The 13,294-nt window shown below is 60.5% G+C and carries 13 protein-coding genes; 6 read left to right on the plus strand and 7 right to left on the minus strand.

Going from position 1 to position 13,294, the window contains the following annotated elements:
• The first annotated feature begins 102 nt into the window (after positions 1 to 102).
• From ON14_RS09700 to ON14_RS09710, 3 genes are all read left to right on the plus strand, one after another.
• Complete coding sequence (locus tag ON14_RS09700; protein ID WP_010204803.1) at positions 103 to 543, plus strand: nitroreductase family deazaflavin-dependent oxidoreductase; 441 nt, start codon at positions 103 to 105, stop codon at positions 541 to 543.
• 65 nt (positions 544 to 608) lie between these two features.
• Complete coding sequence (locus ON14_RS09705; RefSeq protein ID WP_010204805.1) at positions 609 to 1,967, plus strand: TrkH family potassium uptake protein; 1,359 nt, start codon at positions 609 to 611, stop codon at positions 1,965 to 1,967.
• Positions 1,960 to 2,658 carry an NAD-binding protein gene (locus tag ON14_RS09710; RefSeq protein ID WP_010204810.1) on the plus strand — a complete coding sequence of 233 codons (699 nt, stop codon included), beginning with the start codon at positions 1,960 to 1,962 and terminating at the stop codon, positions 2,656 to 2,658. The genes ON14_RS09705 and ON14_RS09710 overlap by 8 nt, the downstream gene beginning before the upstream one ends.
• Here the strand turns inward: ON14_RS09710 and mnhG are convergent.
• From mnhG to ON14_RS09745, 7 genes are all read right to left on the minus strand, one after another.
• Positions 2,655 to 3,065, minus strand: coding sequence for a monovalent cation/H(+) antiporter subunit G (gene mnhG, locus ON14_RS09715; RefSeq protein WP_010204811.1), 411 nt, complete (start codon positions 3,063 to 3,065; stop codon positions 2,655 to 2,657). The genes ON14_RS09710 and mnhG overlap by 4 nt on opposite strands.
• Positions 3,062 to 3,328, minus strand: a complete 267-nt coding sequence (locus ON14_RS15695; RefSeq protein WP_010204813.1) for a monovalent cation/H+ antiporter complex subunit F — start codon at positions 3,326 to 3,328, stop codon at positions 3,062 to 3,064. The genes mnhG and ON14_RS15695 overlap by 4 nt, the downstream gene beginning before the upstream one ends.
• Positions 3,325 to 3,936 (minus strand): Na+/H+ antiporter subunit E, encoded by a 612-nt coding sequence (locus tag ON14_RS09725; RefSeq protein WP_010204815.1) that lies wholly within the window; start codon positions 3,934 to 3,936, stop codon positions 3,325 to 3,327. Before ON14_RS09725 ends, ON14_RS15695 begins: the two co-directional genes overlap by 4 nt.
• Entirely contained in the window at positions 3,933 to 5,489 is a 1,557-nt protein-coding gene (locus ON14_RS09730; RefSeq protein WP_010204816.1) for a Na+/H+ antiporter subunit D, read from the minus strand. Before ON14_RS09730 ends, ON14_RS09725 begins: the two co-directional genes overlap by 4 nt.
• Positions 5,486 to 6,037: a Na(+)/H(+) antiporter subunit C gene (locus ON14_RS09735; RefSeq protein WP_010204817.1), complete on the minus strand. Its 552-nt coding sequence runs from the start codon at positions 6,035 to 6,037 to the stop codon at positions 5,486 to 5,488. Before ON14_RS09735 ends, ON14_RS09730 begins: the two co-directional genes overlap by 4 nt.
• Positions 6,034 to 8,946, minus strand: coding sequence for a Na+/H+ antiporter subunit A (locus ON14_RS09740; RefSeq protein WP_010204818.1), 2,913 nt, complete (start codon positions 8,944 to 8,946; stop codon positions 6,034 to 6,036). The genes ON14_RS09735 and ON14_RS09740 overlap by 4 nt, the downstream gene beginning before the upstream one ends.
• A gap of 177 nt (positions 8,947 to 9,123) precedes the next feature.
• Positions 9,124 to 9,768 (minus strand): alpha/beta hydrolase, encoded by a 645-nt coding sequence (locus ON14_RS09745; protein WP_010204819.1) that lies wholly within the window; start codon positions 9,766 to 9,768, stop codon positions 9,124 to 9,126.
• 85 nt (positions 9,769 to 9,853) lie between these two features.
• Here ON14_RS09745 and ON14_RS09750 point away from each other — a divergent pair, with 85 nt between their 5' ends.
• Genes ON14_RS09750 through ON14_RS09760 form a run of 3 tightly spaced genes read left to right on the plus strand, consistent with a single transcriptional unit; the run spans position 9,854 to position 13,292 of the window.
• On the plus strand, positions 9,854 to 11,521 hold the full coding sequence (locus ON14_RS09750; RefSeq protein WP_010204820.1) for a circularly permuted type 2 ATP-grasp protein: 1,668 nt from the start codon (positions 9,854 to 9,856) through the stop codon (positions 11,519 to 11,521).
• On the plus strand, positions 11,515 to 12,447 hold the full coding sequence (locus ON14_RS09755) for an alpha-E domain-containing protein (RefSeq protein ID WP_010204821.1): 933 nt from the start codon (positions 11,515 to 11,517) through the stop codon (positions 12,445 to 12,447). The genes ON14_RS09750 and ON14_RS09755 overlap by 7 nt, the downstream gene beginning before the upstream one ends.
• Complete coding sequence (locus ON14_RS09760) at positions 12,444 to 13,292, plus strand: transglutaminase family protein (RefSeq protein WP_010204822.1); 849 nt, start codon at positions 12,444 to 12,446, stop codon at positions 13,290 to 13,292. The genes ON14_RS09755 and ON14_RS09760 overlap by 4 nt, the downstream gene beginning before the upstream one ends.
• Positions 13,293 to 13,294 lie beyond the last annotated feature (2 nt).

Below are 13,294 nucleotides of genomic sequence, written 5' to 3' on the forward strand. Positions count from 1 at the left end.
GTAGTCAAGCGGTTTCGAGGTCGTTAGCGCGTGAGTAGAAACTACCTATCTTGACCCGCGCGCTAACACAAGCTCTCAGGCAGGCAGGGGTACCGTTAACTCATGCCGCTAACAGGAGAGTACGAACCCAGCACCTCAGCCTGGGCCCGCAACCAGGCCGACGTTTTCGAAGCCAGCAATGGCCACGAAGGCAACCTCATGCGCGGGATGCCCGTCATTGTGTTGACCACGGTCGGTGCTAAGTCGGGCAAGCTGCGTAAGACTGCGCTCATGCGGGTAGAACACGACGGCAACTATGCGGTCGTCGCTTCGTTGGGTGGTGCGCCCAAGCACCCGGTGTGGTACTTCAACATCGTGGCTCAGCCGCATGTTGAATTGCACGATGTTGGCGCCAAGGGCGACTATCTGGCCCGCGAAGCCACCGGCGATGAAAAGGCGCTGTGGTGGGAACGCGCTGTCGCCGCCTACCCCGACTATGCCGACTATCAGGCCAAGACCGATCGCGAAATCCCGGTCTTCGTGCTGGAGCCGCTAAAGAGCTAGAGCGAGCTACCTGCGCGCGCGAAAATAGTGCCGCGCCGGGGCAAAAACAGGCGTATCGTGTCCCGGTGCACAACATCCTTCGTGGGACGGGTAGTAAGCGAAAACTGGTTCATCCAGCGCAACTCACTCTTCTCGGGTTTCTGATTGGTATTGCCGCAGGCACCTTCCTGCTGGCGTTGCCCATTTCGCGTACCGGTCCTGGCGGCGCCACTCTCATCGAGGCGTTCTTCACCGCGGTCTCGGCGATGTGCGTCACCGGCCATGTGATTGTCGACACCTCCACCTATTGGACCGGCTTTGGCCAGGTCGTGATCATGATGCTCATTCAGGTGGGCGGCTTTGGCGTGATGACTTTCGCCTCGATCATTGGTATCGCGGTGGTGCGGCGCATGTCGCTGCGTTCGCGCATCACGGCTGCCGCTGAAACTAAGAGCGTCGGCTTTGGCGATGTGCGGTCGCTCATCTTGGGCGTTCTCAAGATTTCGCTCATCATCGAGGGCGCCGGCGCCGTCATCCTGTTTCTCTGGTTTACGTTGCACTACGGCAAGAGTGTGGGGGAGTCGGCGTGGCTGGCGCTGTTCCACGCTGTCTCATCGTTCAACAATGCCGGGTTCGCACTGTTTAGCGACAACATGATGTCGTTTGTCGATGATCCGGTGGTCTCACTCACGTTGTGCGCCGAAATCATTCTGGGCGGCCTTGGTTTTCCGGTGATTGTTCAGCTGTTGCGCTACCGCACCCAACGACTCAAGTGGAGCATGAACACCCGCATCGTTGTGGCCGCGACCCCACTGCTGTTGGTCGCCGGCGCGCTCTACATCACTCTCATCGAGTGGAATAACCCCGCCACTCTCGGCCCGCTCGACTGGCCAACCAAAATTCTTGCCGGTTTCTTTCAGTCGGTGCAGACCCGCACGGCAGGCTTCAACAGCATCGATATCGGCGCCATGAGCGAAGCGACGCAATTCGGGATGACGGCGCTGATGTTCATCGGTGGTGGTCCGGCTGGCACTGCCGGTGGCATCAAGATCACCACCTTCGCGGTGCTGTTCTTCATCCTTGTGGCCGAAGTACGCGGCGATGGCGTCGTCAACGTTTTCGGCAAGCGCCTGTCGCGGGCGGTGCACCGCCAAGCAATTGCGGTTGTCTTGCTTTCGGTTGGTGTTGTTGCGTCATCCACGATCGTCATCATGCTCATCTCGGGCTTGCCGCTCGGCCCCGTGTTGTTCGAGACAGTGTCAGCGTTCGGCACCGTCGGTTTGTCTGAAGGCATCACCCCCGAGTTGCCGATTGCTGCCCAAGTGATTCTGGCGGTGCTCATGTTCGTTGGCCGCCTCGGCCCGATCGGTTTCGCTACCGCGCTGGCGTTGCGCGAACGCGCTGTCCTGTACGAACTTCCTAAAGAAAGGCCGATCATTGGCTAAATTGCGCATGTTCTCTGGTTCGGATGCGTCGAGCGTGGCTGCCGCAGATTCGGTGGCGGTGATCGGGTTGGGCCGTTTCGGTCGCGCGCTCGCGTTGGAACTCATGGCCAACGGCACTGAGGTGCTGGGCATTGATCTTGATGAGTCGATCGTTCAGGAGCTCAATGGCCAGCTCACGCATGTGGTGACGGCCGACTCGACTCGCGAGGAGGTGCTGCAGCAGTTGGCGGTGCCCGAGTTCGATCGCGTCGTGGTGGCGATCGGCAGTGACATTCAGGCGAGCATCCTCACGACGTCGCTGCTGTTGCGATTCAACGTGGAACACGTGTGGGCGAAAGCGGTCAGTGAACCTCACGGCACGATCCTTGAGCAGCTCGGGGTGCGGCACGTGGTGTACCCGGAAAAGGAAATGGGGCGTCGGGTTGCCCATCTGGTGCGCGGTTCGATGCAGGACTATCTAGAAATTGGCGACGGGTTCTCGCTCGTGAAAATGGCACCGCCCGCGAGCATCGTGGGTAAGAGTCTTGGCGAGTCACAGGTTCGCTCAACGGCCGGCGTGACGATCACCGCAGTGCGCCCTCATGGTGGAGCCTGGACCTACACCGATCAGCAAACAGTGATCGCCGCCGACGACACCATTCTGGTTTCTGGCCCCACCGCCAAATCAGAGGCGTTCAGTCAGCGTCGTTAGTTCGGCGAGCCGTCGTCGTTCTCATTCTTTGGCTCATTCTCAGCCCTGCCTAGTTCTTGCTGCACCTCGTCAATTGATTGCTTAAGTTCATCGACGAGTAGTGAGCCGGGGGCGATGACATCGTTTCGGTACCCTGCTCGCCCGATCATGTGGGCAGAGATTGGTGCCGTCATCATTTGGAACGCCAGTAATGCCATCAGCACCAAGGTGGTCGAGAGTTGACGCTCTTCAAGTGCTATTCCGGCGAGGATGAACGTGAGGCCAAGAATTTGTGGCTTGGTGGTCGCGTGCATCCGTGCAATGGCATCCGGAAAACGGATCAGCCCGACGCCGGCCGCGAGCGAGAGGAACGCGCCGAGGAGGAGAAAGACGCTGGTGAGAATGTCGGCGATCAGATCGAAGCTCATAAGCGCCCATTCCTCGATACGTAGCGCGCTACGACGACCGATCCCAGAAATGCGGTTCCCGCGAGCACAAACATCGCGGCGAGACTCCTGGTGTGGGAGTTGTAGATCATTTCGGCGCCCAGAGCACAGATCATGGTGGTCAGAAGCATGTCTGAGGCGATCATCCGGTCCAAGATAGATGGTCCCCGGATGATGCGGAACAGGGCGGTAGCCGCGGCTGCCGTCAGAGTGAGGCCGACAACAATGAACACCCAGTCGCTCACGATGTGGCCTCGCTCTCGTGGATGCGTGCGAGGTCTGATTTAGACCCAATGGCTCGAACAATGCGTGCTTCGACGATCAGCACCTTTCTGCGCATAGCCTCTATATCTTCTGGGGTCTGGGTAGCAAAAGTGTGCAGATACAGGATGCCGCGCTCGCGGTCTGCCTCGACGACAAGTGAGCCCGGCACGAGCGACATCGCAATCGCATCCAAGGTCATGATGAGATCTGAGCTCGTCCGCAACGAGATTCCTATCACGGAGGAGGCGGGGATGGGGCGTGGGTTGAGTGCTTGAAATGCGACGGTGAAGGAGGCGATTGCCACGTCGAGAAAGAAGTGCGCGAGAAAGACGAGCAGGTACCAGAGGTTGAGCCGACCCGAGAGCTCTGCCGGGGGAAGGTAGAACACTCTCGTGACCGTAATTGCCACGATGAATCCCGTAATCACACTGATCCAGGTCGCTTGCCCCCACAGAACGGTCCAGAGCAGAACCAGCCCCAGGAGCAAGGGCAGCTGGGTCCACAGGTTTCCGCGAACTTCGCGTCGGGTAGCTTGGCGTGGCACCTCTGCTCGGGGGCCGACGGCGTGATCACGCTTCTGGCGCGTCATTCGGATCCTCCCGGGAACACCGTAGTGACGTAGTAGCCAGGCCCCGTGATGTTGTCGCCAGCCCGGGTGCTGAGGTCGAACAGCGGGGCAGCAAGCACTGTGAGGGTCACGCTCAGCGCCACCATAGCCACGGTCGCGCCCACCATGATGCGCGGGATGCTGCGAGCCGTCTTCACCTCGATGGATTCGCCCATCGTGTCGTTGGCGGGCAGTGGATTTTCGTAGCCGGCCACTTCATCGGTGTGGCGCCAGAACGTCAAACTCCACGCCCGGATGAGGGCATAAAGGGTGAGCAGCGAGACTAGGGCTCCGCTGCCGATCAGAACCCAAGCAAGCTCGGAGCCCTCTTGCGCTCCGGCTTCGAAGAGGGCTAGTTTGCCAAGGAATCCCGAGAACGGCGGGATTCCGCCGAGGTTCAGCAGCGGGATGAAAAAGAGAATTCCGACGAAAGGATTCGCTTTCAACATGCCGCCAAGCCGGTTAATGCCCGTCGTGCCGCCTTGGCGTTCGACAAGTCCGGTCGCGAGAAAGAGCGTCGTTTGCACGGTGATGTGGTGCACGATGTAGTAGATCGCCGCGCTGAGCCCGGCGGCGGTACCGAGACCAATACCGAACAGCATGTAACCGATGTGGCTCACGAGGGTGAACGACAGCAGCCGCTTGATGTCGGACTGGGCTACGGCACCAAGAATTCCCACGATCATGGTGAGGGCGGCGACGACCAAGATTGCGATGTTGAGATCGTCGCCAGCGAAGATGGTCATCTCGGTGCGCATGATGGCGTACACACCAATTTTGGTGAGCAGGCCGGCGAATACTGCGGTCACTGGGGCTGGTGCCATGGGGTAAGAATCGGGAAGCCAGAACGACAACGGGAACACGGCCGCTTTGATCCCGAAGGCTACGAGCAGCATGACGTGCAGGGTTAGTTGGGTGTCCGAGGGCAACTCGGCAAGACGCACCGAAAGTTGGGCGATGTTTACGGTGCCGGTTGCGCCGTAGATCATGGCGATGGCAGCCAAGAAGAGGGCTGATGAGACCAAACTCACGACGATGTAGACGGTTCCCGCGCGTATGCGAAGTTCGGTGCCACCGACCGTGATGAGCACGAAACTGGCCACGAGCAGAATCTCAAAACTCACATACAGGTTGAAAAGATCGCCAGCGAGGAAGGCGTTAAAGACCCCCGCCGCGAGAATCAGGTAGGTCGGGTAGTAGATCGAAACCGGGGTCTCTTTATCTCCGTCAGCGAGCCCTTGACCAACAGAGAATACGAGCACAGCCAAGAGGACAGCCGCGGAGACAACGAGCAGCAGCGCAGCCAGTCTGTCGACAACCAGCACGATCCCGAAGGGTGCATCCCAGCCCCCCAGTTCAACGGCGATCGTTCCGCTCGCGTCGACATACACCAGCAGGGCGATGCCCAGAACGAGAACAGCACTGAGCACGGTCACGGAGATCAACACCTGAACCCGCGGGCGCTTGGCTTGCGTCAACGCGACGGCGGCACCCAGCAGTGGCAGCAAGACGAGGAGGGGAATCAGGGAACTCATTTGCCCTCCTCTGTTGTGTCGTGCTCGGCGCCGTCAGACTCAGTGTGCGAGGCCTGCATCCTTAGTTGTTCGTTGACGCTCGCCTCGTCTTCTTTACGCTCTTGCTCGGCAAGGTCAAGCGCATCCGCGACGGCGGCAGCGGCCCGGGTTCCGAACTCGGTGTCGTCGCCCGCAACCGCACGTTCCATTGCGATGGCTGCTGTGCGACGGCCCACCTCGATGTCCTCGGAATCATCGTGAACGACATCCGCATTGGCCAAGCGCCATGAGCGATAAATCAGTGCCATGAGAAAGGCCGACACCCCAAAGGTGATGACAATCGAGGTCAGAATAAAGGCCTGAGGAAGAGGGTCAGCGAAGGTGCCTTCGTCGCCAAAGAACGGGGCCACACCGGGCCGACCAGACACAATCAGGATCAGCAGATTGGTGGCGTTGCCCACAAGAAGAAACCCAAGCAACACCCGGGTCATGCTGCGTTCGAGCAGCATGAACACGCCCACGGCGTAGAGCACTGCCATGACAACGACGAGGGTGAGGGAGGCGCTCATATGGTGCTCCCACTTTCTAGAACGTCTGAGGCGTCCTCTTGCTGGCGGTCAATTTCAGCCCCGAGGCTGCGAAGCACATCGAGAACCATTCCGACCACCACGAGGTAGACGCCGATATCGAAGATCGTTGAGGTGGTGAACTCGAGGTGTCCGAGCACCGGAATCGTGGCCTCGAAAAAGGTCGACGTGAGAGCCTGAGCGCCGAAGAAGAGTGGGACAGTGGCGGTGCCCGCGGCAAGCAGGAGACCGAAACCCAATACGCGTCCCGCATCGAAGGGAGCCGCGGCAGCAAGCTCGTAGCGTCCACCAGCAAGGTAGCGTCCGGCCAGAGCGAGACCGGCGACGAGCCCGCCCGCAAAGCCGCCGCCCGGTAGGTTGTGCCCGGCAAACAGCAGGTAGAGCGAAAGAACGACGATGGCGTGAAAGAGGAGCCTGATGACAACTTCGAGCAGAATGGACCGGTTCTCGGGGGCCAGCCGTCGTCCGGCCAGCAGCCACGAATTGCGCGTTGAAGGATCTTGTACGCCCGGAACATACTCCGGAGCAATGAGCTCGGGCGAGGGGGTGAAACGTGACGTGAGGCTCTGCTTGCGGGGGCGTTCGGCGTCGCGCGGAAGGTTGTCGGTTCGACTCCGAAGAAAGACCAGGCTGGCTACTCCGGTGGCAGCAGCCACGATCACCGCGAGCTCTCCGAGAGTGTCCCAACCGCGGATGTCGACGAGCACGACGTTGACGACGTTATTTCCGTGCCCGATTTCGTGGGCAAGCTTGGGTAGGGCTTCTGAGATGGGGGAGGCGGTTCTTGCTCCAAGGGCGACGACGGCGACCACGGCCATGAGTAGTCCAACGGCGGCGCCGATGAGCGCGCGCACCCCGCGGTGGACGCTGCCGTGCTCTTTGCCCAGTCTGGCGGGCAGCCGCCTCAAGACCAGAACGAAGGCGATGAGGGTGACCGTTTCGACCAGCACCTGAGTGAGGGCGAGGTCTGGTGCTCCGTGGAAAGCGAAGAGTGCGGCGAGTCCATACCCGGTAACGCCGACCAGCAACGCGGCAGAGAACCGTTTCTTGGCTCCGCCGAGAGAGAGCGCCGCGACGACCATGATCGCCCCGATGGCGAGCTGCGTTGGGCCATCGAAAAGTAGGAGGCTTGTCGGCCACGTCCTGTTCAGGGCGAGAGTTGTGCCAACCGCGCCGACCATGACAAGCAGGATCACGGAGAGGTAGAACGGCAGCGAACCGCGTTGCGTCGTCGCGGTGACGCGGCCGGCTACCCGGTCGAGAGCTCTCATGGACTGGCGGTAGAGGCGGCTGGAGTCGATGAGTGCGGGAACTCGAGACTGGCCGGCGAAAACGGGGGCGCGGGCAAAGAAGAGGGCCAGCCCGCCGAGCACGGTAAGCGTCGACACGAGGAACGCCACATCGAATCCGTGCCAGAGGGCGAGCGCGTAGTCATCGTGATGCTGTGGAAGAAGAGTTGAGTATCCGGCGAGCACCGTGCCGAGCGCACCAAACAGCGGCGCGAGCACTATGCCGGTGATGGCAAGAAGCCCAGGGGAGAAAAGAAACGGCACGCTCTCATGCACCGGACGAACTTTTTCTACACCCTCCTTGCGGGCAAACGCACCCCACAAGAAACGCGCGCTATAGGCCACCGTGAGAGTTGATCCCACTGCTACGCCGATCAGCGCTACCCAACCGGCCGCCGAGCCAGAGGCCGCATCCTCGAAAAACGCACTGAGTACAGCTTCTTTAGCAACGAAGCCAGCCGTGAACGGAATTCCGGCCATGGATGCTGTCGCGAGTACCGCGAAGCCTGCGAGGAATGGTGCTTCTCGGCCGAGACCACTGAGCTTGCGCAGATCGCGGGTTCCCGCCCGGTGGTCGGTGATGCCGACGATAAGGAACAAAGCTGCTTTGAAGAGGGCGTGGGTGAGGAGCAGCGCCACTCCGGCGAGGGCAGCGTTGCGGGTGCCGTAGCTGACCACGACGAGAAGGAAACCGAGTTGGCTCACGGTGCCGTAGGCGAGGAGCAGCTTCAGGTCGAATTGCTTGAGAGCGCGCCATCCGCCCACCAGCATGGTGAAGAGTCCCAGTCCCAAAAGCAGTGGGCGCCAGCCGGGGGTGTCAGCGAATCCCGGTGCAAGCCGGGCGACGAGGTAGATCCCGGCCTGAACCATCGCGGCGGCGTGAAGGTAGGCGCTCACGGGCGTCGGGGCTGCCATCGCGGCGGGCAGCCAGAAATGGAAGGGAACGATTGCCGACTTCGTGAGAGCCCCAACGAGGATCAGCATGACCGCGACGGTGACAATCGCACCGTGAGGTTCGCGATCGATGATCTCGGTCAGGCTTGCGGTTGCCGAATGTTCCGCCAGCATCACGAGCCCGACCAGCATCACGAGCCCGCCGGCCGTGGTCACGATGAGTGCTTGCATCGCCGCACCGCGACTAGCAGTGCGCCCGGTGTAGTGGCCGATGAGCAGGTACGAGAAGACGCTCGTTGCTTCCCAAAAAATAAAGAGCAGGTAGACGTTATCGGCGATAACGAGCCCGTACATCACTCCAGTGAAGGCGAGCAGCACCGAAGCGAATCGGCCGAGACCTTCTTCAGAGTTGGTGAAATATTTGGCGCAATAGAGGATCACCAGAGCGCCGACACCGGTCACGATCAGGGAGAGCAGCCACGACAAAGTATCAACGCGCACACTCAGGTCGAGCTGCAACTGGGAGATCCACATGACGGTTTCCGTCGGGGGTGCTCCCACCATCACCTGCGGCGTCAAAGTCAGGGTGTAAACGAACGCTGCCGCAGGAACAATCGCAATCAGCGGGAACACGCGAACCCCGAGTGCTCGGGTCAGCGCCGGAACCACAAGTGCTACGAGCGCGAAGATTGCTAGCAGCGCGAGCATTAGTGTTCCCGGGGCATGTTGTGGCAGCGGCCGAGCTTGCTCAGGATCTTGCTCCAGTAATTTTGGTAGCCCGTTGTTCGAAGTGGGCTATTCGGTCGACAACAGTAACCCCAGTCTACCGGACTGCCCTTCAGCTACTGCGTCGATCGACGGCAGCGGGGCATCCGCAGCGCAGTTTTAGCGCAGTGAGCTCAACCAAATCTCGCACAGCGACTGCCACGCCTCAGCGGGAGTTCCTTCAGCGAGCCCCAGACCGTGCTTGCCGTCAGCGAAGACGTGCAGTTCGTGACGCACGCCAGCGGCGGCCAAGGCTGACGCCAGCGGGTAGGAGTGCTCGCCGACCGGCACCGGTTCATCAGCGGCGGTGTGCCAAATAAACATCGGCGGTGTTGCTGGAGTAACTAGCAACTCAATTGAGGTGTCTTCGCGAAGAAATCTGTTCGCGTCCAGACCGATCAGATTCTCGCGCGAGCCGGCGTGGGTCGGGCTGACCATGCTGACAACGGGGTAGCCAAGCACCGCAAAATCGGGGCGCTCTTCTGGCTCGGCGATGGGAGCAACGGCAGCATGGGCGGCAAGGTGCCCTCCGGCGGAGAAGCCCAAAACACCCACCATCGGTGCTCCGGCAGCGCGCTCTTTCGCAATTTCAGACTGAATTGCCAGCAAAGGGGCTGGATGTCTCGTGGCGACGGGGTACTCGACGACGCGGGCGTTCCACCCTAAAGTGCGCAGCCAGGCAGTAATCGGCTCGCGTTCGTGGGGTGCGAGTCGCGAGTATCCTCCACCGGGGAGGACAAGGATGGTGGGGAGCGACTTAGGCATTACTTAATTGTAAATTGTGTGCGTCAATCTGCGGCAAGCGACCCGCGATCAAGCGGAAACTGTGCAATCGGCATAGTGTCTGTACATGGCAGATTTGTTTGACGGATACACATCAAGCGCCTCCAAACGCACCGGACCAGCGGCGTGGGATGAGATGTTCTCTGCCGATAGCGAGATACGTCGCCCCTACCGCGAGATACATGACGCGCTCGCCCAGATGACGCAAGAAGAGTTGCACGGGCGCACAGAAGCGCTCGCTGATAGCTACCTTGCGCAGGGGGTAACTTTCGACTTTGCGGGAGAAGAAAGACCCTTCCCGCTCGACCCGGTTCCTCGGGTGATCGACCTGTCTGAATGGAAACAGGTCGAGACCGGGGTGAAGCAGCGAGTGCGTGCGCTTGAGGCTTTTCTAGCCGACATTTATGGGCCGCAGAATGCCATCAAAGATGGTGTGATTCCTGCCCGCATGATCACCTCATCCAGTCACTTTCATCGCCAAGCCGCCGGTATTGAACCGGCGAACGGCGTGCGCATTCAGGTCAGCGGTATTGACCTGATTCGCGATGAGGTTGGCGCTTGGCGCGTGCTCGAAGACAACGTTCGGGTGCCCAGCGGTGTGAGCTACGTCATCTCGAACCGTCGAGTGATGGCCCAGACTTTGCCCGAGCTATTCGTTTCGATGCGTGTTCGCCCGGTTGGCGATTATCCGCATAAGTTGTTGCAGGCTTTGCGGGCCAGCGCACCGAGTGGTATCGAAGAGCCCACTGTGGTGGTGCTCACTCCCGGTGTCTACAACTCGGCGTATTTTGAGCACACACTTCTTGCCCGCCTCATGGGGGTCGAGCTCGTGGAAGGCCGTGACCTCTTCTGTTCTGGCGGTCGGGTGTGGATGCGCACCACCGCCGGCCCCACCCGCGTCGACGTAATCTATCGCCGGGTCGACGACGAGTTTCTCGACCCACTGCAGTTCCGTGCCGATTCCATGTTGGGCAGCCCGGGCATGATGCTCGCGGCTCGCCTCGGAAATGTCACGATCGCCAATGCGGTCGGAAACGGTGTCGCCGACGACAAGCTCGTGTACACCTACCTGCCCGATCTCACCGAGTACTACCTTGGCGAGAAGTCGATAATCCCCAATGTTGATACGTGGCGACTCGAAGATCCGGGGGCACTCGAAGAGGTACTCGACCGACTCGATGAGCTCGTGGTTAAGCCGGTGGATGGTTCTGGCGGCAAGGGACTAGTTATCGGTCCTGCGGCCTCTAAGCCAGAGTTGGCCACACTCAAGGAGCAGTTGCGTAAAGATCCGCGCGGATGGATCGCGCAGCCCGTTGTGCAGCTGTCAACGATTCCCACAGTCGTGGATGACGGCATGCGCCCGCGTCACGCCGACCTTCGCCCCTTCGCCGTCAACGACGGAAATGACGTCTGGGTGTTGCCGGGGGGGCTTACCCGTGTGGCAATGCCCGAAGGGCAACTCGTCGTCAACAGCTCGCAGGGTGGCGGATCGAAAGACACGTGGGTTGTTGGTCGCGAAAAGCTTGAGGTGTCGACCAGCAGCATGCAGGGCCTAGTGGAAGTTCAGGCCGATACCGAAGCAATCACGGTCATCACTCCCGAGATGCTTTTGGAAGCCGGCGTTCACGAAGATCATGCCGAAGATCACGGCAATGCTCGCTCGCTAACGCAACGTCAACGTCAAGAAGAACAGCAACAGCAGAGTGCCGACATCGAGGGAGGTCAGTCATGCTGAGCCGCATCGCAGAATCGCTGTTCTGGATCGGGCGCTACATTGAGCGTGCCGACGGAACAGCCCGCATCCTCGACGTTCACTTGCAGTTGCTGCTCGAAGACCCGTGGATCGAAGAAAACGACGCCTGCCGTGCACTCTTGAGCGTCATGGGTAGCGAAGCTCCCGCCGACGCTGTGCTCACTCGCGGCGACGTGCTCTCCATTCTCGCCGTTGATCGCACCGAGCCCGCTTCGATCGCCTACTCTCTGGGGGCTGCGCGCGAAAATGCTCGCCGTGCTCGCGAAATTGTGTCGACCGAACTGTGGGAGTGCCTCAATACGACGCGTGCCCGCATGCCGCGTCGCATTTCTGAAGAAAAAGTTGCTGACTTCTTTTCGTGGGTTCGCGAGCGCAGTGCTCTTGCCGTCGGCATTATCGAGTCGGCAACGAGTCGGGATGAGGCGTGGCAGTTCTTTACGCTCGGCCGCAGCCTGGAGCGCGCAGACATGACGGCGCGCTTGCTGGCAACACGCAGTCTCACCGAAGCAAGTGGCCCGTCGTGGACGACCATTCTGCGCTCCTGTGGCGCTTATGAGCCTTACCTGCGCACCTATCGTGGTGTTCCGAGTGCGAGCAATGCTGCCGAGTTCTTGCTGCTCGATCGCCTGTTCCCGCGCAGCATCCTGTTCTCGGTTTCTCGGGCCGAGGATTGCATGCGCGAACTTGAGCCCCGCCGCATGAACCGGGTGGGGGTTGCCGATGACGCGCAGCGCTTGCTCGGCAAGATTCGCAGCGAGCTGGAGTATCGGCCCATCAACGAAATTCTGGATGACCTGCCCCACCACATGGACCGGGTGCAGGCAGCAACGAGTGCGGCTTCGGAGGCGGTGCGTCAGCGCTACTTCCCCACAAATGCCGCTCCCGAGTGGGTTGGAGAGATCTCATGAAGCGTCTCAGGATCGTTCACTCCACGGGGTTCAGCTATGGCGGAGAAGTCACGGCGTCGTATAACGAGGCTCGGATGCTGCCCGCCAGCGTCGAGGGTCAGCTGGTGCTGTTCTCGAATCTGGAGATCTTGCCGCTCTCAAGTCAAAGCAACTATGTCGACTATTGGGGTTCCCGGGTTGCCTCCTTTGAGGTGCTCACGGGGCACAAGGAGTTGTCGCTTACCGCGACAAGTCTGGTTGAGGTGCACGAGCGTGAACATGTCTCGGAGTGCATGAGTTGGTCAGATCTGGCGGCCGCCGCTGAACTGTCGATGGATGCTGTCGAGAACTTGAGTCAGACCCGTCGTACCGAACCGCCTGCCGAGGTTGTGGCGCTCGCGAAAGATATCGCCGGTGCATCGGATGACGCGTGCGAGAGTGCTTTCGAAATCTCGAAGGCCATCGGCAATGCCATCCAGTACATGAGTGGTGTCACGGGAGTCGCAACGACCGCGGCCGAGGCGTGGGCCGGAGGCAAGGGTGTGTGCCAAGACATCGCGCATCTCGCTCTGGGCGCTCTGCGTTCCGTCGGCATTCCTGCCCGCTACGTGTCTGGCTACTTGCACCCGAAACCGGATGCGGCGATTGGCGAGACGGTAGTCGGCGAGTCCCATGCGTGGATCGAATGGTTCTGCAATGGGCAGTGGCGTGGCTACGACCCCACGAACCTCATCGATATTGGTGACCGTCACGTGCTGGTTGGTCGCGGGCGCGACTACAACGACGTGCCGCCGCTCCGTGGAGTGTATGCGGGGCCGTTCGGCTCGAAGCTATTCGTGAGTGTGGAAATTACCCGCGAGGCTTAGGC

The organism is Salinibacterium sp. PAMC 21357, from assembly GCF_000247645.1.
GTDB lineage: Bacteria > Actinomycetota > Actinomycetes > Actinomycetales > Microbacteriaceae > Rhodoglobus.